Here is a 25353-nt window from a genome sequence, read left to right as displayed (position 1 = left end):
TTTTAAATTAAAATAAATTTTTGTTAAAAAATAAGACTTTTTAGAAAAACCTCTCTTGTCTTGTAATCAGGCATTAATTTATGTAAAAAATCATAAAATTCTTTTTGATGATGTGGGTAGATTAAATGTGTAAGTTCATGTAAAATCACATATTCTATAGCTTTTATAGGTTTTTGCATGAGTTTTAAATTTAAGTTTATATATGCTTTTTGATGATTGCAAGAACCCCATCTTGAAATCATTTCTTTAATACAAATTCTTTGTACCTTTCTCTTGTGGATAAATTGCCATTTTTTTATAAAATATTCAAAAATCATCCTAGCACTACGCCTTAAAAAAAGATCTAAGGCTTTTTGATTTTTTGCAAAGATTTTATCTTTTTTTATGAGAACTTTTTTATGATTTTCATTAAAAACTAACTTGTATTTTTTACCTAAAAAATATAACTCATCACTTGCTAAAACTACTCTTTTTAAAGAAAGTTCTTTTTCTTTGGCTCTAATCCAACTTTCATTTTTTTCTAAAAATCTTAAAACATCTCTTTGCTCATAATATAGCGGTATACTAAGTTTGAAATTTAAATCCCTATCTATCTTAAGTCTTAGATATTTAAGTTTTTTCTTTTCAAAAGCAAAACGAAATTCTTTAAATTCTAAAATTCCTTTTATACTAGTGCTTTGCCTTGCCATTTTTTACTTTTCCATCTATATGAATTTACAATACCGCGTAAAAACTCATCTGCACAAAAACCTATCCAAACTCCTAAAATTCCAAGTCCAGCATAAAAACAAAGCACATAGCCAACCGGTAAAGAAACTCCAAGCATAAATACCACTCCACTTAAAAACGGAAACCTCGCATCACCGCTTGCTCTTAGCGAATTCACCATGACTATATTAAAAGTTCTTGAGATTTCTAAGAATATTGAAAGAGTAAAAAGTGGTATCATAAGTTCTTTTAAACTTTCTTCAAGCTTTACTACACCCATGGTAAAATCTTGCAAAACATAATTAAGTAAAGCCACAAAAGCACTTGCAACCACGCTAAAATACAAAGCTATCCAAGTATGTTTATAGGCCACATTTAAGTATTTTGCGCCGACTAATTTACCTATGATAATTTCATTTGCTACGCTTATGGCTTGTCCTACTAGCATGATAAGTAAAGAAATTTGAAAGTAAATCGTTTGAACGCTTAAATTTTCTTTACCCAAACTTGCTACAAAAGCAAAAGCTATGGTGTATTGTATAAACCATATTAAATGCTCTCCTGCTGCAAAGCCACCGATATTAAAAATCTTTTTAAGTACCACTTTTTCAAGGTTTATCATCTCTTTAATTTTAAGATGAATTTTGAGCTTAAAACTAAGTATTGCTATAAGCATACCAAAGGCTACCAAACGCCCAAGTATATTACTAAGACCTACTCCAAAAAGCTCTAATTTAGTAAAATGTAACACATAAAAATTTCCTATAAATATCACAACATTCATCAATAAAGTTGTAAACATAACCCAATAAGCCATATTATACACCCTAATAATAGCAGCCAAAACTATACCCATAGCATCAAAAAACAAACAAATTCCAAGCATATGCAAGTAAATTTCACTGTCTTTTAAAAGCTCATTTGGAATTTGTAAAAGATAGAGTAAAAACTCTCCATGCCATAAAATCAAACTTCCACACACAAAACCAAGCAAAGCATTTAAAAATAAACTTTGATGTATTGCCTTTCTTGCTAGAGTGTAATCTTTAGCCCCTAAAGCTTGGGCAATCACCACACTACAACCCACACTTAAAAAACTAAAAATAATGATAAATAAATCTGCTACTTGATTACCCGCACCCATAGCTCCAACTAAAAAGTTAGAATACTGTGAAACCATAACGGTGTTGATAATCAAAGAAAAATATCTTAAAAACATTTCAAGTAATATAGGCATACTAAGATGTTTAAGTGAAAGTTGTTTGCTTGCCATGAATACTCTTTTTGATAATAATCTTTTGAAAGTAAAAAGTAATTTTACTTAAAAATTACTTTTTACAAAATAAATAATATTAATTTGAATTTAATATACTTAAAACAATCTGTTCATTTTCCTCTTTAAAAGTATATATTAAATCATCACACTTATATGAGATTTCTTTTTTACAAGTTTTATCTTTTAAAGGTTCTTGTAAAATTTGCGGTAAGTGTTTTTTGACTAAAGTTTTTATTGACATTCCTAATCCGTGATTTAAATTTTTAATCAATCTACCATCTATTTGTTTTTCACAATTAATTTCATATAAGCAAGCATTAAATCCTAATTGATTTAAAAACCCATATAACTCTTTCTTATCTTTAAATGGAGCTATAGTATCATATATACTATGATAACTAATATAAGGAATTTTTTTATAACTTGATTGAAGTTTTAAATGTTCATAATTTAAAATATCTCTAATATTTTTCCTTGCATTAGAAAAATAACAAGGAGAGTATTGATTAGACGTCCAAAAACTTTTAGTAAATAAAAATAAATCAATATTTTCAGAATAATTTATATAAAATTCGCAGTTCTTAGTATAATCGATTTCTTTAGCAAAACCCAAATACGAAAGAGGTGCAAGAGCGTAAGAGGAATTATCTATTATAGTATCTACAACCCAAGGGCTTATTTTGGCACATAAATTTGCTAAATATCCCCCATGAGAACTACCAATTAAAATTACTGGTATACCCCCCCCCATATTTTTTTCCACATGTAATATAGCATTAGATATATCTATTGCTTGCATGATGCCAAAATTTTGATACTCATTTTTAGTTGGTTTTAAAGTGGCGCTAAGTTGAATTTTACTTTGATTGTGAATTTTATTTGTTGATTTTAATTCAATCATTTGATGGTCTATATATTTTAAATCATTATAGGCAAAATCTTTCCATTTTATACCAAAAGCTTTACATGAATGCTCTAATATAAATTCATCTATATTATCAAATACTATTTTTGCACCATTATTTAATCTTGAACCAATACAGTGATACTCAACACTAAGTACAATTACATCAAAATTACTACAAATAGCTTCAGCTAAATGTCTTCTATAATCGCTATTTGCATCATCTCCAAATCCAGAAATAATGCAAACAATAGCTTTCATTTGCTTACTATCATCATAAGTGATTCTATATTCTAATTTACTTTCTCTTTTTATATTTAATTCCACATCATCACAAGAGTCTATGAAATAGGTTTGATTTATGAGCATGCTAAGCCTTTTAGAAATTTTGATTAATTATATCATCAAAATTTCTAAATAAATAAAAATTATCCAAAAGCTCCATTTAAATAAGCTTTTGTTTTTTCTTGTTTTGGATTTTCAAAAAATTCCTTACTCTCTCCAAATTCTACAAGTTCACCTAGATGAAAAAACGCAGTATAATCAGCCACGCGCTTACCTTGTTGCATGTTATGTGTTACCATAATCATGGAAAGATTATGGCTTAATTCCTTAATAAGCTCTTCTATGACACTTGAAGATATAGGATCAAGTGCAGAAGTTGGTTCATCTAAAAGTAATAATTTTGGCTTTATAGCCAAAGCTCTTGCAATACAAAGGCGTTGTTGCTGACCACCTGAAAGCGTTAGAGCATTTTGTTTTAGTTTATCCTTTACCTCCTCAAAAAGCCCTACTTTTTTAAGACAATCTTCCACTAAAGCATCTTCTTCATCTTTGTTTTTGATCATCCCATGGAGTTTTGGAGCATAAGAAATATTATCATAAATGCTTTTTACAAAAACATTAGGTTGTTGAAATACCATTCCGACTTTTTTTCTAAGCACAACTAAATCTTGATTTTTAACATCTTTTCCATCAATCTCAACAAGACCATCGATTTTTGCTATTTTGTCATTCATCCTATTAAAACAACGCAAAAATGTGGATTTTCCACAGCCTGAAGCACCTATTAAAGCTGTGATTTTATTTTTTTGAATTTCCATATTAATATCAAACAAAGCTTGTTTTTTACAATAAAATAAATTTAAATTTGTTGTTTTTGCTATCATTTTAATTTTCCTTGAAAATATCTTCTTAAAAGTATTGCTGCTAAATTTAAAATCACCAAAAGAGATAAAAGCACTATAATCCCTGCTGCTGTTCTTTCTAAAAATGCACGCTCTGGCATAGCTGACCATGAAAAAATTTGAGCAGGTAAAACACTTGTTGGCGCAAAAACACTATTTGCTACATCAGGTATGAAAGCTATCATACCTATAATCATCAAAGGTGCTGTTTCGCCAATAGCCCCTGCTAAAGTTAAAATAGAACCTGTTAAAATCATAGGCATTGCCAAAGGTAGCATAATACCTTTTATCATTTGAATTTTAGTCATGCCTAAAGCATATGCTGCATTTTTCATATTAATATCCACACTTTTTAAGGCAGCTTTAGTTGAAACAATAATAATAGGCAAACTCATAATAGCCAAAGTTAATCCTCCAACTAAAGCACTAGAACGAGGCATGCCAAAAAGATTAATAAACACCCCAAGTCCTAAAAGTCCAAATAAAATACTAGGAATACTTGCAAGGTTATTAATACACACTTCTATAAAATGCGTAAATACATTTTGCGGAGCAAATTCTTCTAAATAAATAGCTGCTCCAACTCCTATTGGGATACTTACAACCATACAAACTATCATCACAAGTAAAGTTCCAACCACAGAAGCAAAGATTCCTGAATTTTCAGGTGATTTAGAATCTCCATTAAGGAAAAAATTTGTGTTAAAACTTAGTTTTATTTCTTGCTTTTGAACTAATTCATCAACTAAAGTTTTTTGTTCATCGCTTAGTTTATTGTAGTTTTTTTTCATATATTGATCAACTTCAGAATTTGCTAAAAGCCAAGATTTTTCTTTGATTTGACCCGTTCTTATTTTCCTTTGTTCAGCACGCGATAAAAGCTCATATGAAGGGCTATTTCTATCAGCCTGGGCATAAATGTAAGTTTGCTTAAAAGCTCCTATCCCAAGATACCCTACACTTGATAAAAAAATACAAAGAAAAATAAGGTTTATATAAAGCCCCATTTTACAGAATCTTTTGAAATTTTTTGAAGCTTTTTTTCTTTGTTTAAAAAGTTTTTTCATAAATTTTTCCTTTTATGGAAGCGATTTATCAAATAAACGCTAAAAATATTAATGATTAATGTAATAATAAAAAGCACAAGCCCTAAAGAAAATGCACTTAAAGCTAAAGAACTATCAAAAGCTTGATCACCACTTAATGCTTCTACTATTTTTACAGTCACTGTTGTCATATCTTCTAAAAAATTCATTGTTAAATTTGGACGCAGTGAAGCAGCCATAACAACAATCATTGTTTCACCTAAAGCTCTTGAAAGTCCTAAAAGACAAGCTGCAACTATACCTGGCATTGCTTCTGGTAAAATTACTGCAAAAACAACTTCTTTTTTAGTCATACCTAAAGCATAAGCTCCATTTATCCTTTTTAAACTTACAGCTTCAATGCAATCTTGTGAGAGTGAAGCCACTATAGGAACTATCATAATACCCATGATAAAACCTGCACCTAGGGCACTTTGAAAACTAGCTTTGATACCAAAAAGAGAAAAAAACCACACTATAAAAGGAGCTACAACTATGGCTGCGAAAAATCCGAAAACTACAGTAGGAATTCCTGCTATGATTTCTAAAATAGGTTTTAAATAGTTTTTAGATTTTTTACCTGCAAATACTCCAAGATAAATAGCACACATTACACCTAAAGGTAAGGCTGTTAGCATTGCTATTAATGAAATATAAAAAGTTCCCAAAAATAAACTCAAAGCACCAAAAACCCCATGCTTACTACTTCCATCAGCACCTACAAATGCAGCATCTGCTGCCCACTGACTTGAGAATAAAAAAGTTAATACACTTTCTTTTTGAAAAAATTTTAAAGCCTCGATTAAAATCGTTAGCATAATAGCAAAGCTTACTACTACACTAACAAAAGCACAAAGAAAAAGTGTTAATTTTATTATTTTTTCTTTTATCAATTTTTCATCCTAAATCAAAAAACTTTCCCTGCTTTAACAAGCTCATCAGTTAATAAACCTTTTTCTTCTATATGTTTTTGGGTTTGTTCTAAAGTTTTTTCATCCAAAGGAACTAATCCTATTTTTTCTAATTCTGCTCCGCTTTTAGCTAAATCATCACTCATGTAAATTTTTGCAAATTCAAATACTTCTGGATTTTTCTTAGCATTCATATATATAAACAAAGAACGAGCTAGTTTATATTTTCCTTCGGAAATATTCTTCTCATCAGCTTTTACACCATCAATGTAAGCAGCATTAATTTTATCATCATTACTAGCTAAAAATCCGTATCCAAAAAGCCCAAAAGCTTCTTTATCAACAGAAAGTTTTGAAACAATTAAATTATCATTTTCACCGCTTGGTATAAATGCTCCATCTTGGCGTATAGTTTTATATGCACCTTTATATTCAGGAATTTTTTTAGAAATATCTACCATTACAAGCTCTTCTATACTATCTCTTGTTCCTGAACTTGATGGGGGACCATAGATTGTAATTTTTCTATTTGGTAGATTTTTATTGATTTGTTGCCAATTTGTATAAGGATTTGGGACTAATTTTCCATCTTGCGGAATTTCTTTAGCCAAAGCTAAAAATAACTCATGTAAGCTTATATTTAACGGAGCATTGATTTTATTTTGAGCTAAAACTATGCCATCATAACCTATCATAATCCCGACTATATCACTCACACCTGATTTTTTACAAGTTTCAAATTCACTTGGCTTAATTGCTCTTGAAGCATTAGAAATATCAGTAATACCCTCGCAAAACACTTTAAAACCACCGCCTGTGCCAAGACTTTCAACTATAGGTGTTTTTGTATTTTTTATAACAGCATATTCTTCAGCAACAAAAGAAGTAAAAGGATAGACAGTAGATGAACCTGCTATTTTTAATTCTACTGCTTCTAAACTAACAAAGCAAGCCATACTTAAAGCTAAAAGTTTTTTCATTTTTTCTCCTTAGTTAAAAAGTAATGAAAATTTAAAAAAACTTGGAAACATTTTGGATACATGTATTTTTTGATATAATTTTTATATGTTAAATATTATTTTGATAGAAGATGATAAAGATTTAAATGAGTTAATTAGTTTAAGACTTAGTCAAGAAAATATAAAAATTTATAGTTATTTTGATTTTTTTGACTTAGAAACCTTTCTAGATACAAATGAAATAGACTTAATCATCATGGATAGAAATTTACCAAGTGGCGATAGTGTAGAGATGATAAAACAATTAAGAAAAAAAGGTTATATGGAGCCTGTGATTTTTCTTAGTGCAAAGACTTTACAAAAAGATATTTTAGAAGGTTTTGAGCAAGGCTGTGATGATTATATATGTAAACCCTTTGATTTTAATGAGCTTTTATTTAGAATTAAAGCTGTAACTAAAAGAAATAAAACTCCAAAAGAACAAATTTCTTATCAAGATTTTACCTTATATATAGAAGACAGAAAACTAACCTATAAAACAAATACATTTGAAAATTTATCAACCCTAGATGTGGAATTACTCAAGTGTTTTTTTAATCACAAAAATCAACTTCTAAGCCGTCAATTTTTAAGTGAGCAAGTATGGAAAAATGACACAACAAGCGATAAGACAATCAATACAGCTATTTTAAGATTAAAACAAAAAATTCCACAAATTAAAGAAAATATCATTTCAGTGCGCTCGGTGGGCTATAAATTGTGCTAAAAATAAAAACATTTTTCCTTTTTACACTTGGATTTTTTTGTATTGCTTTTTTCATATTGTTTTATTTTTTTAATGAAAGCTATATCAATACTACGGTAAAAAATACTTATGAGCAAAAACTAAAAACACTCAATGATGTTTTACAATTTCAGTTATTAGATACACTAAATTCCAATAATATCAAGCAATTTGCTCAAAATACTAGAGCAGATTTTATCATTAAACAAAATGATGATATTTTTTCATCATTAAAAGATTATTCTTATTTTCTAAAACATTTTAAGTCTAATTTTACCCATGATTTTTATAAGCAAAAAGAAATTTATTTTAAAGCTTATGCTTATAAAAACTATCAATACATCATCATTGTATATCCTAAAATACACTCTTTGGTGCAAAATTTTTGGATTAAAAATATTATTATTTTTTCTTTCTTTTTACTTGTACTTGTTGTGTTTTATTTTGTTGTGTTTTATTTTTTCAAAAATTATTTTCAAGAATTATTATTGTTTGTTAAAAGTATAAAATCAAATACTAATTTCATTTTAAAATATAATTTCGTTTATGAATTAAAAAATTTAAATTTACGCTTATTGAAAATTAAAAAATTACTCATCAAGCAAGAATTAAAAAACAAAAAACAAGCTAAGAAAATTCAAACCAAAAACACCCAATTAAGCAATGTAATCAGCGCTATATCACATGAGCTTAAAAACCCTATAAGCGTTATAGATTTGAGCTTGCAATCTTTAAAAGAAACTAATGATGAAAATATGAAATTATTTTTACTTGAAAAAATTCACAAACAAAGCGTAAAAATCAACCAACTAACACACAAACTCAATTTTGTTTTTAATCTTAATTTTGATTCTTTAAATTTAGAAAAATTCGACCTATATGCTTTAAGTAAAAATTTATTAGAAAGTTTTAGAGATGATAGGTTGAAAATTCAAGGCCAAACAAGCTTTATCATAGCGGATAAATTTCTCATAGAACAAGTTATCATTAATCTAATAGACAATGCCTTAAAATACAGTAAAAAAGAGGTGTTAATCATCATAAAAAATCAAAATTTTACTATCATAGATCAAGGTGTAGGCATAGAAGAAAAACACCTTAAATTTATAACAAAAAAATTCTACAAAGTAAACTCAACACAAAATAACTCTTTTGGACTAGGATTGTTTTTAGTTAAAAAAATACTCACATTACACAAAAGCTCTTTAAAAATTCAATCTAACTCACAAAAAGGTAGTGTTTTTTCTTTTAGTATTAATTTATAATTTTTATAAATACACTTATTAATGTATTTTTAATGTAGTTCTAACTAATATAACAAAAATAATTTATAAGGAGAAAAAATGCTATCTAAAGAAGTAGTGGCTTTATTAAACGAGCAAATCAATAAAGAAATGTATGCAGCAAATTTGTATTTGAGTATGAGTTCATGGTGCTATGAACATAGCTTTGATGGTGCGGGTGCGTTTTTGTTTGAGCATGCAAGAGAAGAAAGTGATCATGCTAGAAAACTCATCACTTATTTGAATGAAACTGATTCTAAAGTAGAATTAAAAGAAGTTAAAAAACCTGATAGTGATTTTAAATCATTGCTTGATGTGTTTGAAAAAACTTTTGAGCATGAGCAAAGCATTACTGCTTCTATTAATAATCTTGTAGATTTTATGCTTTCAAGTAAAGATTATTCTACTTTTAATTTCTTACAATGGTATGTAAGCGAACAACACGAAGAAGAAGCACTTTTTAGAGGTATAGTAGATAAAATCAAACTCATAAGCGATAATGGCAATGGCTTATACATGGTAGATCAATACATCAAAAGCTTAATCAATAAATAATTTTTTAGCTTCCATGAATTTGGAAGCTAAATATCTTTTAATTTAAAAGAATTCTTGCAAAATAAAAGTAAATTTGCTAAAATACTTTTTATTTAAAAGGATTTTTATGCAAATGAATGAAATTACTGATAAACTTAAATTTATACTCCAAAAAGAAGGCATAAAAAATGCCAAAGATTCTGATGTGGCTAAAATGCTAAATATCAATCCTGATACCTTTTATAGTATGAAATTTAGAAATTCCATACCTTATAAACAAATACTTCATTTTTTAAATGAAAGAAATATAAACATCAATGCATTTTTTTATGAAGATTCCCTTGAGAGCAATACTCCAGCGCTTGATCTAAACTATAATGTTTTAAAATATTATGATGTTAATGCTTCTATGGGAGGTGGAGCTTTAAATGATAATGTGAGTTTTTCAGAAGTGATTATAGATGAAAAACTAAGTGATTTTTTTGGCTCAAAAGATTGTGATATCATCCCTTGTATAGGCGATAGCATGGAACCTGAAATTAAAGATGATTCTTTATGCTTAGTAGATAAAAGTAAAAGCTTTAAAGAAGGTGGGGTTTTTGCAGTAAATACTAGAGATGGTTTGTTTATCAAGCAAATTTTTAAAAGCAATAAAGGCGGGGTTTATCTACACTCTTTTAATCTAAGTTATGCAGATGTACATTATCAAAATGGCGATTTTTTAATCGTGGGTAAGGTAGTGGGGACTATAAGTAGAATTTAGTATTTAGCAAATAACTTCTTTTTTTCTATATGATAATTTTTATTATTTAAATTAACAAAAAATAAATATAAGTATATTTTTAAGTTAATTTTTATTAAAAAATAGTCACAATTATACTTTAATAGTTAATAGATAATAAATAAGAGTATTTTTATCTTTTAACAAAACACGCGAAAGGGAAGTTATGAAACACAAATTAGCTAAGGTTGCTACCTATGCCTGTTTAGCCTTAGGTATAAGTTTAAGTTCGCAAGCCTTTGCTTCTTCAGAGCCTAGAACTCTTGATGGTTATGTGGCTCAAGAGGATGCATTTTTTGACTATCTTTACAAACATCACCCTATTTTCAAATATGAAAAAGAAGGGCGTTTGGTAGGTAAATTTACTCATAGTGATAGAACAGAAAACTGGGTTTTAAATCAAAATGGGGCTAAATTTGCTACTGAGCATGGTTTAAAACAAGCTTCTATTACTTATCGCTTGCCTTATGAATCTTTTTTGGATTTTCCAAACAAATTTGTAGGCCCAAAAAAATGCGGTGAGTGTCACCCTGCTCAATATGCTTCTTGGGAGCGTTCTCGCCATGCAAAAACTGTGCGTTTCCCACATGAAATGGAAGAAGTTGGCGGAGCTGAAGGTTTAAAAAAACCTATGTATAACTCTCAAGCTACTATTTTACCTGATGGAATTTATCCAAATGATGTTTATGCTCTCATTGGAACACCAAGAACAAAATATGGTTTTATAGATAGATGGCTTGTGCGTGGAACCTACCATGTTGAAGATGGAAATTTGAGTGATTTAAGTGGTAAATTAACCGCTGGAGGTAATCAATTCTCAAGACTTTGGAGTGAGTTTTTAACTCCTGAAATGGCGCAAAAAATAGCTGCTTTTGCACCTGGTTTTCCTACTAAAATGGAAGATTTTGGAGGAAATGGTTCTCAAGTATGGGGAACAAACTCTTATGCTGCAACTTATAAAGAAAAAGCAGTTTTCCAGCCTGCTACTGCATATTGTGAAACCTGTCATACTTTTAAATTTGACTTTAAAAATAAGGAAGAATTTTACAAAGCACTAGGTAATCCAAAAGAACTTCAAAAACATACCATCTCAAAAGGTATTACTTGCGAGGAATGCCACGGGGCTGGAGCGCATCTTTATGGAGCAAGAGGTGCGGGTATGCCATCAAATTGCGAAAGATGTCATCAAAGATTTTCATATAATGAAACCGATGCTAAAATCAATCCTAGAAAACCTTTCAATGCGTATTTTAAATCAAGTTGTCCTGCATGTGGAACAGAAGGTGCTCAAATGTATTCTTCAGCGCACTATGATAAGGGTATGAGATGTAATACTTGTCATGATCCACACGAAGTAACTTTTAATGATTGGAAAAGCGGTTATACTAAAACAAAACTTAAAAAAACTTGCAAAGATTGCCATGAAACCCAAGCTAGCTTTTTCAAAAAAGGTGGAATTCACGCAAAAGATAGCTGTACAGCTTGTCACATGCCAAATATGATGAGTTGTGAAAATTTTGGAGCAGTTCAAAACCCTGACAAAGGTGGATTTGATAATGTTAGAGCCTCTCATATATGGAATATCAAAGTAGACAAAACCGCAAAAACACTTAACCCACCAGAAGGCAAAGAAAGATCACCTAAAGTTGGTGGTTGGACCATAGCTAGAGATGATGAAGGTAGATTTTTCCTTGATTTGATGTGGAGTTGTGGTAGAACTAGTTTTAGTGATATTAACCTAATGGGTCCTGGTGCAAGTGGTTGTCATAGTCCTGTGCAATCAACCTTACCTGAAAAACTTCACTTTAGCAATCAAGAAATGATTTATGATAAGGTAATGGAGTGGCAAAACCCTGTTAAAGAAGGCTATGAGAAAATTAGAAAAGGCATAGCAAATATTGATAAAACTTTTGCTGAAAAAACCAAACTTTCAGTAGAGCAAAAATCAAAAATACTAAGCCTAACAAATCAAGCTCAAGCCATAGCTGATAGACTAGAAAAAGATGGTTCTTGGGGTGTTCATGGACCTGCTTATTCTAAGAAAATCATAGAAGAAGCTTTAATTTATATCCAAGAAGCACAAAATATCCTAAATGGTAAATAAAAACAAAGGAAGAATGAAAAATTCTTCCTTAAAATAAGGAGCTAGTCTTGAAAAATTTAATCACTCGACTTTTTATTGTCCTTTTTACTCTTTTTATGCCATCAGGATTTATTTTTGCTGAGGCTAATGGAGAAATAGGCTCAATAGAAGGTGTAAAAAGCATTAGCTTAGCGCAAGCTCAAGAAATGCTAGATCAAAACAATACTTATTTTTTTGATGTCAATTCAGAGCAAGATAGACAAGCTAATGGCTATATACCTAATTCCATATCAACCTATGTGGAAAATTGGCAAAATTTATTACCTAATGATAAAAATGCAAATTTAGTATTTTATGGTTTAAATCGTTTTAGATTTGAAGCTTCTCAAGCTGCCGCAGTTGCTATAGAACTTGGCTATAAAAACTCTGTTGTAATGCTTGATGGCATTGAATCATGGATAACTTCAGGTAGAAAAGTTGAAAAAATAGACACAGTTAAATGGGAAAAAGCTAAAGAAATTATCGAATTTAAAGATACTATCCACTCAAGATTTAAATTTAGCAATACCCCATCTTGTCGTGATTGTCATGCTCAAAAAGGTAAAGGCATTAGAGCTGATATTGCAGCAAGTAAAAACTTAATCAATCAAAAATGCGCAACTTGCCATGAAAAAGCAAGTAATGCTTTGGCAAAAAGCGCTCATGGAGTAGAAAAATTCTTACCTGCTCAAGATATGCAAAAGAAAAAAGAAAAACCATCTTGTGCGACTTGTCACTCTATTCATGTTACCCCAAAACATTCAGGAATTTATTCACAAAAACAATTAGTCGATCAAAAATGCGCGCAATGCCATAAACAAAAAAGCACGACTTTTTATATGACTTTCCATGGTAAAGGTATGTTTTTAAGCACTCCAGGTGAAACTCCAAGTGTTGCTACTTGTTCTGATTGTCATGGTAAACACAATATTTTAAAATCAAGTGAAAGAAGCTCAACTCTCTCGCCAATTAACCGTGTTCAAACTTGCAAATCATGTCACCCAAATGCAAATGAAAATTTCGCAAATTGGATGGCACATGCTGATCATAGCGATGGCGAAAAATATCCTGGATTACATGGTGCTTATATATTTATGACTATTTTAGTGATTTCTGTGTTTGTTTTCTTTGGAGCTCATACTATACTTTGGTGCTTGCGTTTAATTGCTATGCGTATAAAATATCCTAAAGAATGGAAAGAAGCAAGAAAAGCAGCACATGAAGATAAAGTAAGAGTAAGAAGATTTAGCACTTTCCATAGAATTCAGCATTTCTTTATGGCAGCTAGCTTTTTGGGTCTTGCATTCTCAGGCTTACCGCAAAAATTCTATGATTCAGCGTGGGCTAAACCTATGATTGATTTAATGGGTGGAGATATCATTAATGCAGCAACCATACATCATATTTCAGCCATAGTAATGTTTGCAGTATTTTTCTCTCACATTGGAGAAATCATCATTGTAAATTGGAAACGCCGTGATGTAGCAAGGGATCCAATCACTGGTAAAATAAGCTTTATGAAAGTTTTAAAAGCTACTTTTGGGCCTGATTCTTTAATGCCAAATTGGCAAGATTTTAAAGATATGAAAGATCATTTTAAATGGTTCTTTGGTTTTGGGCCAAGACCACAATTTGACCGCTGGACTTATTGGGAAAAATTTGATTATCTAGCAGTATTTTGGGGTATGTTTATCATTGGTATTTCAGGGCTTATTTTATGGTTTCCTGCTTTCTTTGGTAAATTTTTACCAGGTGAAGCAATCAACTTAGCAACCCTACTTCACTCTGATGAAGCTTTACTTGCTACAGGATTTATTTTTGCAATTCACTTCTTTAATACACATTTTAGAGCAGATCGCTTCCCTATGGATATGGTGATTTTCTCAGGAAATGTTAGTGAAGAAGAGATTAAACAAGAAAGAAGCGTATGGTATAAACGCTTAAAAGAAAGTGGAAAATTAAACACTTTATATGAAAATAAAAGTAATTTCAAAGCATATCAATGGCTAGCTAAACTTGCAGGATTTGCAATGCTAATCACTGGTTTGGTGTTTTTATTTTTAATGCTTTATACTTTCTTTAACACTATCTTATAACCTTATTCGCTATAATAGCGAATAAGGACTTTTCCTAACTTTTTCAAGGATTTTAAATGTTTAAAACAATACTCACACTTAGTTTTTTAAGTATTTTTTTTATAGCATGTTCTAATGAAGAAAAACTTGATTCTAATTTAATCTCAAATGGCACACAATTTTCTAAAGAAAATTTGCAAAAAGCAAATGATTTAGATAAAAAATCTTATGAAGAAATAGCTCATTTATTTAAAGATAATACAAATATAAAAAGTGATGATAAAAATATTTTAATCATTTTTAGCGCAAATCACTGCTTATATTGTGATAAATTAAAAGAAGAAATTAAAAATGATAAAAAAATACAAGAACTTATAAAAGACAAATACAGCTCATATTATATAAATATAAGCTATAAAAAAATTCATACATTTTATAAAAACCATAAAAGTGACTTAAGCACAGCTGAACTTTCTAGTATTTATGATATAGTGGCCACCCCTACTATTGTAATTTTAAACAAAAACAGCCAAACTTTGTTAAATTACCCTGGTTTTATTAGTGCAAAAAGATTAAGCGCTACAATGGAGTTTTTAAACCAAAAAGAAAATCAAAATTTAGACGAAGCAACCATAGCGCAAAAACTTATACATTTTTATAAAGAAAATAATATTTAAAGGTTAAAAATGCAGTATTTTTTTTCTTTTGCGATGAGTTTTTTACTAATGAGCATATACGCCATAGCTTGTGCTGTGGCGACCTTTATAGAAAATGATTTTGGTATTAGCGCAGCTAAAGCTTTGATTTATAATAATGCTTGGTTTGATATGTTGCATTTATTACTAGGTTTAAATTTAATCGGAGTGATATTTTATAACAAGCTTTTTCAAAAGAAAAAATACTCTATCTTGCTTTTGCATTTATCTTTTATAGTGATTTTAATCGGTGCTGGACTTACTAGATATTTTGGCTTAGAAGGTGGAATGCATATAAGAGAAAATCAAAATTCTAACACCATAGTTACTAGAGAAGAATTTATAAAAATTACTGATTTTGATACTAATGCTAGTTTTGAATTTCCTATTAGCTTTACCCCACTAACTCAAAAGCATTTTGAAAAAACTATAGACTTAAATGGCGAAAAATTAATCATAAGCTCTATCAAATACACTCCACAAAAAGACTCTATCACACCTGCTAGCTTAAAATTAAACATTAATTATCAAAAAGCAAATACACAAATAATCTTAAATCCAAATTTTACAAACAAACAAGTAGTGCATTTTAACTTACAGGGAAAAGACTTTACTATCAATTGGGGGCCCAAAGAAATCAAACTTCCTTTTGCATTACACTTAAAAGATTTTATACTAGAGCGTTATTTAGGCTCTATGAGTCCATCTTCTTATACTTCAAAAATTCAAATCATAGATAAGCAAAACAATATTGAGTTAGATTATGATATTTTTATGAATAATGTTCTTGATTATGGTGGATATAGATTTTTTCAAAGCTCTTATGATCAAGATGAGAAAGGCACCATACTTTCAGTCAATAAAGATCCTGGTAAAATTCCTACTTATATAGGTTATACTTTATTAATTTTAGGATTTTTATGGGTTTTATTTGACAAAAACTCAAGATTTCATCGTTTAAGTGTTTATTTAAAAAAAGGCCAAAGTTTTGTATTGTTTATTTTGCTTTTTGCAAATTTACAAACTCCACTTTTTGCACAAGAAAATAAAAATGAAATTTTAAATTTAATCTCGAATTTGCAAAAAAATTCCTATGAACATTCTTTAAATTTTGCAAAATTACTTGTGCAAGATCATAATGGTAGAATCAAACCTTTAGATACTTTGGCAATGGAATTTATTTATAAAATCACTCAAAAAGAAAAATTTTTAAATCTTCACTATGATCAAATTTTTCTAGCAATGATGATTTATCCTAAAGAATTTAGAAAAATCAAAATGATAGCTACAAAAACAAGCAAGCTAAGAGAATTAATAGGCGCAGATATAAATGAAAAATACATAGCATTTGATGATGTGTTTGATAATGGGGTATATAAACTTAGTAATTATGTTGAGGAAGCTAACCGCAAAAAGCCCTCACTAAGAACTAGCTTTGATAAAGATTTGCTAGCCTTAGATGAAAAAATAAATCATGCATATTATATTTATAGTGGTCAAGCTTTAACTATTTTTCCTGATATTAATGAGCAAAGTTTAAAGTGGTATTCTCCGGTGCAAATTTTACCTTTTGCAAAAGAAGATGTAGAGCGTTTACAAATGCTTTTAGTTAGCTATTTTTTACAAGTTCGCAATGGTATTGAAAATAATCAATGGCAAGATGTAAATGAAATTTTACAATCTTTAAAAGACTTTCAAAATCATTATGGAAGCAGTGTTTTACCGCCAAAAGAAAGATTAGATCTTGAAATATTGCTTAATCATTATAATATCTTTGATAATCTAACTTTTGTTTATATTAGCTTTGCGTTAGTGTTTTTCTTTTTAAGTTTTTATACTATATTAAAAAATATTTCTTTATCTGCCTTTGTGTATAAATTTTTTTACATCATTTTAAGTATGTGTGTAATCATACATGCGCTAGCTTTAATCATTCGTTGGTATGTAGGTGGGCATGCTCCTTGGAGCAATGCTTATGAAAGTATGATTTACATAGCTTTTGCTTGTGCGATAAGCGCTGTGATATTTTTTAAAAAATCACTCTTAGCTTTATGTGGTGCGAGCTTTTTAGCAGGTATTTCACTTTTTGTAGCTCATCTTGGCTTTATGGATCCTCAAATTGGAAATCTAATACCTGTTTTAAAATCATATTGGCTTAATATTCATGTATCGATTATAACAGCAAGCTATGGATTTTTAGCACTTTGTTTTATTATAGGGATTTTGAGTTTAATTCTTTTTGCTTTAAGGGATAAAAATAAAAATATAGATTTAAACATCACCAAACTACACTGCGTTAATGAAATGTCTATGATAATAGGACTTGCAATGCTTACGATAGGAAATTTTTTAGGCGGAGTTTGGGCTAATGAAAGCTGGGGAAGATATTGGGGTTGGGATCCAAAAGAAACTTGGGCTTTGATTTCTATTGTAGTTTATACCATGGTATTACATTTAAGATTTATTTTCAAAACTTATTTTATTTTTGTTTTTGCAAGTGCTAGTGTTTTAGCCTTTTATAGTATATTAATGACTTATTTTGGAGTAAATTTTTATCTCTCTGGGCTTCATTCTTATGCAAATGGCGATGCTTTTCCTATACCAACTTTTATATATGTTTTGATTGTGCTTAATTTTGTTTTAATTATTAGCGCAGGAAGAAAACGGGATTTAAATACGCCTAGTTTCTAAACTAGGCTTTGCTTTTTTCTATTTCTTGAAGTGCTAGGATAAGATCTTTTAAATTTTCATAAGGAATATGAACTTTCCAATCTATTCCATTTTCCTTTTTTAAAGCCACACCTATACTTAAGACATCATTGCTTCCTATACCATAAGGATTAGAAAGATTACAAAGGCTTATTTCTCCACTTTTACTACCATGTAATTCTATAGTTTTAAATACTTTTTTACTCATGTTTATCCCTAAAAGCTGTGATAATTTTTGCTTGAAATTTTAGCCAATCTTTTTGAAGCATGATAGGAAAACCACCATAAACCCTAGCACCTTCTAAATTTTTAGTGACCCCGCCTCTTGCGGCTATGGTTGCAAAATCTCCTATTTCTAAATGCCCGCTTGTAGCACTTTGTCCACCCATAGTAACATTTTTACCTAAAATACTTGAGCCTGAAATTCCACTTTGAGCTACTATAAGACAATTCTCCCCTATTTCACAATTATGTCCTACTTGAACGAGGTTATCAATCTTTGTACCTTGCTTTATGATAGTACTTTCAAAAACTGCTCTATCAATAGTCGTACAAGCTCCAACTTCTACAAAATCTTCTAAAATAACATTTCCATTATGATAAATCTTATAATGCTCGCCATTTTTTGTATGCGCATAACCAAAACCATCACTACCTATAACACAATTTGCCAGCAAATGGCATTTTTTACCTATTTTAGTGTCATTATAAATCACAGCATTTGGATGGATTATAGTATATTCACCTATACTTACATTATCGCCTATATAAGCACCTGCCATTATCACTACATGATCAGCTATTTGGACATTTTCGCCTATATAAACATTTGGCATAATCTTAGCACTTTTAGCGATTTTAGAATTTTTCTTTTCACTAGAGATTAAAGGTTTAGCAAAAAGCTTACTTAAAAGCGCAAAAGATAAATGTGGATTATCAACGACTAACTTAATGCAATCTTTTGAAACTAAATTTTCAAATTCTTTGGAGATCAATATAGCCCCAGCTCCACTACTTGCGATTTTTTTAGAGTTTTTTTCTCCATCACAATAACTAAGTTCAGTAAAACTTGCATTATTTAATGAATTTAAAGCTGTAATTTCTATATCTTCTCCACAATATTCTATACCTAAAAATTTAGCAATTTCACTAATTTTCATTTTACCTCCATTAAAATAGAACCACTTCTAACTACACTAATAGGATTATACTTTTTCATAGTTTTTAAAAAGTTATCGATATTTTTTGCATCATCACTTGCCATTACCATAATAAACTCATCATCACTATAAGTTACACTGCCATTATAAGCTTTTAATATAGCATCTAAGCCTGCAAAATTTTCATTTAAAGCAATCTTTACCAAAGCTGTTTCTTTTTCTATAAAATCACTAGAATCAATTACTTTATAAGTAGGTATGAGTTTATGAAGTTGTTTAATAATTTGCTCAAAAACTTTTTCATCGCCTAAAGTAACGATATTTATCCTTGAGAATTCTTTATCATCAAGTGGTGCAACAGTAAGAGATTCTATATTATAACCACGTCCTGAAAAAAGTCCAACAACGCGTGATAATACCCCATGCTCATTTAATACAATGACAGAAATTACTCTTCTTTTCATTTTTTATCCTTGTTTTTATAGCTAGGTAAAATCATGTTATAAATAGCTCCACCTGCAGGCACCATAGGTAATACATCTTCATAACGATCTATAGCCACATTTAAAATGTAAGTTTTTTTAGATTCTAAGGCTGCTTTGAAAGCTTTTTGAAATTCTTCTTTGTTAGAGACATTACAACCCTCGCAATGAAAACCTTTAGCAATAGTAATAAAATCAGGTTGACTTGTTAAATCTGTATTAGAAAATCTTTCTTTATAAAACATACTTTGCCATTGTCTTACCATACCTAAAAAAGAATTATTTAAAATGATATTAATCACTTTAATTCCATAAGCACTTGCTGTCATTAGTTCTTGGATATTCATTAAAAAAGAACCATCGCCTACGAAATTTACCACCACTTCTTCACCCACAGCTAATTTAGCTCCAAGTGCAGCTGGTAAAGAATAACCCATAGTTCCTTGCCCACCGCTTGTTGCAAGTTGTCTTGCATAATTAAAAGGATAAAATTGTGCTACCCACATTTGATGTTGCCCTACATCAGTAATTATCCTTGCATCAGGAGCTAATCTAGCACATTCTTCTATAACCCATTGAGGTTTTAAAACTTCATCACTATCTTCATAGATTAAAGGATATAACTGCTGATATCTTTGTAAAGTTTTAAACCATTCTTGGTATTTTGTATTATCAAAACTTTCTTTTTTTAATTCTTCTAAGGTATCTAAAATAACACTTTTAATATCCCCAACTATAGGAAAATGCGCTTCGATGATTTTAGAAATAGAACTTGGATCTATATCAATATGAACGATTTTTGCACCCTTGGCAAACTCACTTGTTTTACCAGTAATCCTATCATCAAACCTAGCACCCACAGCAATGAGCAAATCACACTCACTTAAAGCAATATTTGCACAATAGCTCCCATGCATACCTGCCATTTTTAAATTAAGCTTATCATCACTTCTTAAAGTCCCTAGAGCCATCAAGGTTTCAACTGCAGGAATTTGACAAAAATGAATTAATTCTCTTAAATCATCACTAGCATTAGAAGCTACACAACCTCCACCTAGGTAAAATAAAGGTTTTTGAGCATTTTTAATCAAACTTACTAATTTTTTAATTTGCTTAATATTTCCTTTATAGGTTGGCTTGTAAGTTTTCATAGAAATTTCTTTAGGATAATGCCATTTACCTATAGCTGCAGTAACATCTTTAGGTATATCAATATGCACAGGCCCTTTTCTACCTGTTGTTGCAATATAAAAAGCTTCTTTTAAAATTTTAGGTAATTCTTCAATATTTTTTACTAAATAATTATGTTTTACGCAAGGCCTTGAAATACCTATAGCATCGATTTCTTGAAAAGCATCGGTTCCTATTAAAGAATTTGCAACTTGAGCTGAAATTAAAACTAAAGGTATAGAATCACTATAAGCAGTAGCCAAGCCTGTAACTGTATTGGTAAAACCAGGTCCACTTGTAACTACTGCCACACCAACCTCACCACTCATTCTAGCATAAGCATCAGCACTATGTAAGGCTGCTTGCTCGTGTCTAACTAGGATATGTTTAAAATGAGTTTGCTTATAAATTTCATCATAAATATTTAAAGCCGCACCACCAGGATAACCAAAAACTACTTTAACATTTTCTTCTTTTAATGCTTCACAAATCATTTGCGAGCCATTTAGCTCTTTCATTATTTTACCTTTTTGCTTAAAATGGAAAATATTATAACGATAATTTAATAAATATTATTTTATAAGGAGAGTTTCTTGAAAAATCAAGAAACTACTTGTGCTTTTTTAGCGTATTCTATACCTAAATCAAAAGCTTTTGCATTTGCTTCTTTAGTTTTTGCAGGTACCATATCAAGCATAGTTTGTTTTAATGCATCAATATCAATACATTTGCTCATATAAGCAGCTATAGCTAAAGCAACAACTGATTGAGTGGCTACATTACCTACTTCTTCTTTAGCTATAGTAATAATAGGAATTTCAAAAATTTTCCATCTAGCATAATCTTCTTTGCTTGGGTGAACTAAATTTGGCTCTACAACTATAACTCCACCATCACAAACACCATCTTTGAAACTATGATAACCCTTATCAGCAGTTGAAAGCATAAAACTAACTTCACCTTCTACTGCATAAGGAAAAAAGATTTCACTTTCATCAATGATAATATCAACCTTAGTTGGTCCGCCTCTAACTTGAGAAGTATAAGTAGAAGCTTTAAAAGCATTGCGCCCTTCTTTAATGGCAGCTTTAGCTAGAATTTCACCTGCAGTGATAACCCCTTGTCCACCTTCACCGCAAAATCTTAATTGATATTTCATTTTAATGCTCCTAAATCAACCATTCTTTTTTCTTTCAAGGCTCTTCTAACTTCCCCATAAGCTTCACAATATTCTGTTTTACTTTCATCTTGGTGTAAAATTCCTGTAGGGAATTTATCCGCTCTTTGCTCATAGTCTAATTGTTCAAATTTAGACTTTTCAACACAACGATTTTTAATCCAATCAAGCATACTTACAGCTTCGCCCATTTTATTTTTTCTACCAAGATTAATATGGCAGTTTGAAAATACATCTACAAAACTATAACCTTTGTGTGATAAAGCTTTAAAAATGATATTTTCAAGTTTATTTGCTTCAATAACATTTGTTCTTGCTACAAAAGAAGCCCCAGCAGCTTTAGTAAGCTCACAAGCGTCAAAATTTGGATCAATATTACCTGCTTGAGCTGTAACAGTGTAAAAGCCTTGTGGGGTAGTTGGTGAAGTCTGTGAATTTGTAAGACCATAAATAAAATTATTGATTAAAATATGAGTTAAATCTATATTTCTTCTACACCCATGGATGGTATGATTTCCACCAATTGCTAAAGTATCACCATCCCCACTTACTACGATTACATGTTTTTTAGGGTTTGCCAGTTTAATCCCTGTTGCATAAGCAATAGCTCTACCATGGGTAGTATGCACTGTATTACAATTTACATAAGAACTCATTCTACCACTACAACCTATACCTGAAACTAAGCAAACATCATCCATATTCCAGCCAAGTTTTTGAATGGCCCTAATAATAGCTTTTAAAACAACTCCATCCCCACAACCCCAGCACCATTGTGTTGGAAGTTTATCCACTCTTAAATATTCATCGTAATTAAAAGCCATTTTACATATTCTCCTTTACTTTAGCAATAATTTCACTTGGGGTTATAGGGCGACCATTTGCACGGTGTAAGCTAATAAAATCATCTCTTTTGCTTACTCTTTGAATTTCTTCTAAATATTGCCCCATATTAAGCTCGCTAACCATAACTTTTTCAAATTTAGATACCACTTGAGCTATTTTTTTCTCAGCTACTGGATAAAGTGTGATAGGTCTAAAAAGCCCTACTTTTAAACCCTCTTCTCTAAGTCTTAAGATAGCTTCTTTAGCAGATCTTGCAACACTACCATAAGCAATGATTAAAAACTGCGCATCATCACACATAAACTCTTCATAAGTACAAATTTCATCGGTATTATTTTTAATCTTACCAAACAATCTTTTCATATTTTTATCTACTATCGCTCCATCTTCAGTTGGAAAACCTATATCTCCATGATGAAGTCCTGTGATATGATAACGATAACCTTCAAAGAAAGGATTTAGTGTAGCAGCTTCATTTTCCCCTGCCGCATAAGGTTTATAATCTTTTTTATCTCCTGTAAATTTTTTACGGTTAATAATTTCTAATTCTTCTAAATCAGGTAATTTAGCCTTACCATTCATATGTCCTATGGTTTCATCTAAAAGTAAAAATACCGGAGTCATGTATTTTTCAGCTAAATTAAAAGCTCTAATAGTTTCAGTGTAAGCTTCCTCTAATGAAGCAGGAGCTAAAGCTATACTTGCATAATCTCCATGTGTTGGAGCTTTTGCTTGAAACAAATCTCCTTGTGCAACTCTTGTTGGAAGACCAGTGGATGGACCACCTCTCATAACATTTACAATTACTAGTGGAATTTCGGCTATAAAACCCAAACCAATTTGCTCAGCTTTTAAAGAAATTCCAGGTCCACTACTTGCTGTCATAGACTTAACACCACTCATAGAAGCACCCAAAGCCACACTAATACCTGAAATTTCATCTTCCATTTGTATAAAAGTACCATCATTTTTTGGTAGCATATGGCTTAATTCATGTGCTATTTCAGAACTTGGAGTAATTGGATAACCACCAAAAAATTTACAGCCACAATCAATCGCAGCTTTTGCTACTAAAACATTACCTGTTGATATCACTTCTCTCATTGTTTTTCCTATGCGTTTAATTTTTTATATTTATTTTCTTTAACAGCTTGTGCTCTTTCTTTGGCTTCTGGCGTAAGCTTTGCAAATTTAAACTCATCTCTTTTTGCAACAAAAATTGCAAAATCAGGGCAGTGACTTTCACATTCACTACAGCCTATACAAGAATCAGGATGAACCACTTCTATCATCTGTCCTAAAACTGCACTGATTTCATCTCTCATTGCTAAAACTCCAGCTGGACAATAGCTAACACAGATATTACAAGCTTTACATCTTGCTTCATCAACCCAAACCGGTGTATTTTCTGGGGCTACCATTAAAATTCCTTTCTAATTTTTTGTTATTTTTAATGATTTTTTATCAAAAGTTATTTTTAAAACAAACTTTTTATTATAGCGAATTTATAGCATGAGTAAATATTATTTAAAATATAAAGTAAAACAAATAGGTATTTATAACGCAAAGTAACATTAGGAGTAAAAAACTCCTAAAAATTATTTATAATTATACTGAATGAGAGAATTTTCTAATGCAATTTGTTCTTGATTGTCTAATTTTAACTCCAAAATTTCAAGCACCCCATCAAGACTTATCCTTGCCATAGCACCAAAAGCTTTTTCTTTTATGCCGTATTCTCCATCTAAAATTACACATATTGGTAAAAATTCTCCACTTTTTAAAGCCTCTATCATCCTCACACAAGCACTTGCAGGGGCTAAATATGCTGAAGTTTTTAAGTGTTTAATAATTTTAGCACCACCGGTTTTAACTTCTTGTTCTATTTGAGCAAGATCATATTCATTTAAAACCTCATTTAATGCTTTGTTTTGAACTTTACTTTGAGATTTTACTAAAACCATGCTATCATTGTGAAAACCTATAAGCTTAGTATCTATACAAGAAGTTTTTATATTTAATTTTTTACCAACTTCATATTTAAATCTAGCATTATCCAAAACACCTGCCATAGCAATGATTTTTTTTGATGAAAATAATTTACTTTCATAAAGAGCATTAAGTAAAAAATCTACAGGATTGCTTACTATAATAAACAAAGGATCGTTGTTAAATTTTTTAATATTATTGGCACACTCAAACATAATTTTAGCATTAATAGCAAAAAGCTCATCCCTACTTTGACCTTCTTTTCTAGCTACTCCCGCACTAAAAACAACCACTTGAGAATCTTTTGAGTGCGCATAATCATCCGTGCAAGTTATTTTAATATCAAAATTAAAAGCAGCTATGCTCTGACTTAATTCCAATTCTCTAGCAAAAAGCAAATCTTTATTAATATCAATCAAAACAAGCTCATCAACCAACTCTCTTAAAATCAAAGCATAAGCAGTACTTACACCAACATTTCCTGCGCCTATGATAGTGATTTTCATTTTTTCTCCT

At 30.3% G+C, this 25353-nt stretch carries 24 protein-coding genes; 8 read left to right on the top strand and 16 right to left on the bottom strand.

The annotated features are described in order from the left end of the window. Window positions 1-23: 23 nt before the first annotated feature. The 7 genes from L8X36_RS01535 to L8X36_RS01505 all read right to left on the bottom strand — a co-directional run bounded on the left by L8X36_RS01535 (window position 24) and on the right by L8X36_RS01505 (window position 7051). On the bottom strand, window positions 24-689 hold the full coding sequence (locus tag L8X36_RS01535; protein ID WP_263682249.1) for a M48 family metallopeptidase: 666 nt from the start codon (window positions 687-689) through the stop codon (window positions 24-26). Beyond that, window positions 665-1981, bottom strand: a complete 1317-nt coding sequence (locus L8X36_RS01530) for an MATE family efflux transporter (protein WP_263682248.1) — start codon at window positions 1979-1981, stop codon at window positions 665-667. The genes L8X36_RS01535 and L8X36_RS01530 overlap by 25 nt, the downstream gene beginning before the upstream one ends. Window positions 1982-2060: 79 nt before the next feature. Next, window positions 2061-3257, bottom strand: coding sequence for a DUF2920 family protein (locus L8X36_RS01525; RefSeq protein ID WP_263682247.1), 1197 nt, complete (start codon window positions 3255-3257; stop codon window positions 2061-2063). A gap of 59 nt (window positions 3258-3316) precedes the next feature. Further along, on the bottom strand, window positions 3317-4057 hold the full coding sequence (pstB, locus tag L8X36_RS01520; RefSeq protein ID WP_263682246.1) for a phosphate ABC transporter ATP-binding protein PstB: 741 nt from the start codon (window positions 4055-4057) through the stop codon (window positions 3317-3319). Continuing rightward, entirely contained in the window at window positions 4054-5142 is a 1089-nt protein-coding gene (pstA, locus tag L8X36_RS01515) for a phosphate ABC transporter permease PstA (RefSeq protein WP_263682245.1), read from the bottom strand. Before pstA ends, pstB begins: the two co-directional genes overlap by 4 nt. Beyond that, window positions 5139-6053, bottom strand: a complete 915-nt coding sequence (pstC, locus tag L8X36_RS01510) for a phosphate ABC transporter permease subunit PstC (RefSeq protein ID WP_263682244.1) — start codon at window positions 6051-6053, stop codon at window positions 5139-5141. The genes pstA and pstC overlap by 4 nt, the downstream gene beginning before the upstream one ends. 14 nt (window positions 6054-6067) lie before the next feature. Next, entirely contained in the window at window positions 6068-7051 is a 984-nt protein-coding gene (locus L8X36_RS01505; RefSeq protein ID WP_263682243.1) for a substrate-binding domain-containing protein, read from the bottom strand. A gap of 85 nt (window positions 7052-7136) precedes the next feature. Between L8X36_RS01505 and L8X36_RS01500 the strand changes: the two genes are divergently transcribed. The 8 genes from L8X36_RS01500 (at window position 7137) to ccsA (ending at window position 17995) form a co-directional block, all read left to right on the top strand. Next, on the top strand, window positions 7137-7796 hold the full coding sequence (locus tag L8X36_RS01500; protein WP_263682242.1) for a response regulator transcription factor: 660 nt from the start codon (window positions 7137-7139) through the stop codon (window positions 7794-7796). A 56-nt stretch (window positions 7797-7852) separates the two neighbouring features. Continuing rightward, a complete protein-coding gene (locus L8X36_RS01495) occupies window positions 7853-9079 on the top strand; it encodes a sensor histidine kinase (protein WP_263682241.1) in 1227 nt (408 codons plus the stop codon). Window positions 9080-9157: 78 nt separating this feature from the next. After that, a complete protein-coding gene (gene ftnA, locus L8X36_RS01490; protein ID WP_012661514.1) occupies window positions 9158-9652 on the top strand; it encodes a non-heme ferritin in 495 nt (164 codons plus the stop codon). A gap of 106 nt (window positions 9653-9758) precedes the next feature. After that, the gene (locus L8X36_RS01485) at window positions 9759-10394 is read left to right on the top strand and encodes a helix-turn-helix transcriptional regulator (RefSeq protein ID WP_039618356.1); all 636 of its coding nucleotides are present in this window, start codon (window positions 9759-9761) and stop codon (window positions 10392-10394) included. Window positions 10395-10578: 184 nt separating this feature from the next. Further along, a complete protein-coding gene (locus L8X36_RS01480; RefSeq protein ID WP_263682240.1) occupies window positions 10579-12516 on the top strand; it encodes a cytochrome c family protein in 1938 nt (645 codons plus the stop codon). Between the two features lie 95 nt (window positions 12517-12611). After that, on the top strand, window positions 12612-14630 hold the full coding sequence (locus tag L8X36_RS01475) for a rhodanese-like domain-containing protein (protein ID WP_412175669.1): 2019 nt from the start codon (window positions 12612-12614) through the stop codon (window positions 14628-14630). 56 nt (window positions 14631-14686) lie between these two features. Continuing rightward, window positions 14687-15286, top strand: a complete 600-nt coding sequence (locus L8X36_RS01470) for a SoxW family protein (RefSeq protein WP_263682238.1) — start codon at window positions 14687-14689, stop codon at window positions 15284-15286. A gap of 9 nt (window positions 15287-15295) precedes the next feature. Next, window positions 15296-17995 (top strand): cytochrome c biogenesis protein, encoded by a 2700-nt coding sequence (gene ccsA / locus L8X36_RS01465; RefSeq protein WP_263682237.1) that lies wholly within the window; start codon window positions 15296-15298, stop codon window positions 17993-17995. Between the two features lies 1 nt (window position 17996). Here the strand turns inward: ccsA and L8X36_RS01460 are convergent, their stop codons facing one another. From L8X36_RS01460 to L8X36_RS01420, 9 genes are all read right to left on the bottom strand, one after another. Beyond that, a complete protein-coding gene (locus L8X36_RS01460; RefSeq protein ID WP_039618362.1) occupies window positions 17997-18221 on the bottom strand; it encodes a hypothetical protein in 225 nt (74 codons plus the stop codon). Further along, complete coding sequence (gene lpxD / locus L8X36_RS01455) at window positions 18214-19173, bottom strand: UDP-3-O-(3-hydroxymyristoyl)glucosamine N-acyltransferase (RefSeq protein WP_263682236.1); 960 nt, start codon at window positions 19171-19173, stop codon at window positions 18214-18216. The genes L8X36_RS01460 and lpxD overlap by 8 nt, the downstream gene beginning before the upstream one ends. Beyond that, window positions 19170-19637, bottom strand: coding sequence for an acetolactate synthase small subunit (gene ilvN, locus L8X36_RS01450; RefSeq protein ID WP_263679446.1), 468 nt, complete (start codon window positions 19635-19637; stop codon window positions 19170-19172). The genes lpxD and ilvN overlap by 4 nt, the downstream gene beginning before the upstream one ends. After that, window positions 19634-21343: an acetolactate synthase large subunit gene (locus tag L8X36_RS01445; RefSeq protein WP_263679447.1), complete on the bottom strand. Its 1710-nt coding sequence runs from the start codon at window positions 21341-21343 to the stop codon at window positions 19634-19636. The genes ilvN and L8X36_RS01445 overlap by 4 nt, the downstream gene beginning before the upstream one ends. An 83-nt stretch (window positions 21344-21426) precedes the next feature. After that, window positions 21427-21984: a 2-oxoglutarate:acceptor oxidoreductase, gamma subunit gene (locus L8X36_RS01440; protein WP_039626146.1), complete on the bottom strand. Its 558-nt coding sequence runs from the start codon at window positions 21982-21984 to the stop codon at window positions 21427-21429. Beyond that, complete coding sequence (locus L8X36_RS01435) at window positions 21981-22826, bottom strand: 2-oxoglutarate ferredoxin oxidoreductase subunit beta (RefSeq protein WP_263682235.1); 846 nt, start codon at window positions 22824-22826, stop codon at window positions 21981-21983. The genes L8X36_RS01440 and L8X36_RS01435 overlap by 4 nt, the downstream gene beginning before the upstream one ends. A 1-nt stretch (window position 22827) precedes the next feature. Further along, window positions 22828-23952 (bottom strand): 2-oxoglutarate synthase subunit alpha, encoded by a 1125-nt coding sequence (locus L8X36_RS01430; protein ID WP_039626148.1) that lies wholly within the window; start codon window positions 23950-23952, stop codon window positions 22828-22830. A gap of 8 nt (window positions 23953-23960) precedes the next feature. Beyond that, window positions 23961-24275 (bottom strand): 2-oxoglutarate:acceptor oxidoreductase, delta subunit, encoded by a 315-nt coding sequence (locus tag L8X36_RS01425; protein ID WP_039668439.1) that lies wholly within the window; start codon window positions 24273-24275, stop codon window positions 23961-23963. Between the two features lie 171 nt (window positions 24276-24446). After that, window positions 24447-25343, bottom strand: coding sequence for a malate dehydrogenase (locus L8X36_RS01420; RefSeq protein WP_263682234.1), 897 nt, complete (start codon window positions 25341-25343; stop codon window positions 24447-24449). Window positions 25344-25353 lie beyond the last annotated feature (10 nt).

Source organism: Campylobacter sp. CNRCH_2014_0184h (assembly GCF_025772985.1).
Taxonomy (GTDB): Bacteria; Campylobacterota; Campylobacteria; order Campylobacterales; family Campylobacteraceae; genus Campylobacter_D.
This window is presented reverse-complemented; position numbering and strand designations above follow the sequence as displayed.

Coding starts and splice junctions, on each gene's coding strand:
- ilvN (WP_263679446.1), bottom strand. CDS start 19,637: ATGAAAAGAAGAGTAATTTCTGTCATTGTATTAAATGAGCATGGGGTA.
- L8X36_RS01485 (WP_039618356.1), top strand. CDS start 9,759: ATGCAAATGAATGAAATTACTGATAAACTTAAATTTATACTCCAAAAA.
- L8X36_RS01505 (WP_263682243.1), bottom strand. CDS start 7,051: ATGAAAAAACTTTTAGCTTTAAGTATGGCTTGCTTTGTTAGTTTAGAA.
- L8X36_RS01500 (WP_263682242.1), top strand. CDS start 7,137: ATGTTAAATATTATTTTGATAGAAGATGATAAAGATTTAAATGAGTTA.
- L8X36_RS01525 (WP_263682247.1), bottom strand. CDS start 3,257: ATGCTCATAAATCAAACCTATTTCATAGACTCTTGTGATGATGTGGAA.
- pstA (WP_263682245.1), bottom strand. CDS start 5,142: ATGAAAAAACTTTTTAAACAAAGAAAAAAAGCTTCAAAAAATTTCAAA.
- L8X36_RS01480 (WP_263682240.1), top strand. CDS start 10,579: ATGAAACACAAATTAGCTAAGGTTGCTACCTATGCCTGTTTAGCCTTA.
- ccsA (WP_263682237.1), top strand. CDS start 15,296: ATGCAGTATTTTTTTTCTTTTGCGATGAGTTTTTTACTAATGAGCATA.
- pstB (WP_263682246.1), bottom strand. CDS start 4,057: ATGATAGCAAAAACAACAAATTTAAATTTATTTTATTGTAAAAAACAA.
- L8X36_RS01460 (WP_039618362.1), bottom strand. CDS start 18,221: ATGAGTAAAAAAGTATTTAAAACTATAGAATTACATGGTAGTAAAAGT.
- L8X36_RS01470 (WP_263682238.1), top strand. CDS start 14,687: ATGTTTAAAACAATACTCACACTTAGTTTTTTAAGTATTTTTTTTATA.
- L8X36_RS01475 (WP_412175669.1), top strand. CDS start 12,612: ATGCCATCAGGATTTATTTTTGCTGAGGCTAATGGAGAAATAGGCTCA.
- L8X36_RS01430 (WP_039626148.1), bottom strand. CDS start 23,952: ATGAGAGAAGTGATATCAACAGGTAATGTTTTAGTAGCAAAAGCTGCG.
- L8X36_RS01530 (WP_263682248.1), bottom strand. CDS start 1,981: ATGGCAAGCAAACAACTTTCACTTAAACATCTTAGTATGCCTATATTA.
- L8X36_RS01420 (WP_263682234.1), bottom strand. CDS start 25,343: ATGAAAATCACTATCATAGGCGCAGGAAATGTTGGTGTAAGTACTGCT.
- L8X36_RS01535 (WP_263682249.1), bottom strand. CDS start 689: ATGGCAAGGCAAAGCACTAGTATAAAAGGAATTTTAGAATTTAAAGAA.
- lpxD (WP_263682236.1), bottom strand. CDS start 19,173: ATGAAAATTAGTGAAATTGCTAAATTTTTAGGTATAGAATATTGTGGA.
- ftnA (WP_012661514.1), top strand. CDS start 9,158: ATGCTATCTAAAGAAGTAGTGGCTTTATTAAACGAGCAAATCAATAAA.
- L8X36_RS01440 (WP_039626146.1), bottom strand. CDS start 21,984: ATGAAATATCAATTAAGATTTTGCGGTGAAGGTGGACAAGGGGTTATC.
- L8X36_RS01435 (WP_263682235.1), bottom strand. CDS start 22,826: ATGGCTTTTAATTACGATGAATATTTAAGAGTGGATAAACTTCCAACA.
- L8X36_RS01445 (WP_263679447.1), bottom strand. CDS start 21,343: ATGAAAGAGCTAAATGGCTCGCAAATGATTTGTGAAGCATTAAAAGAA.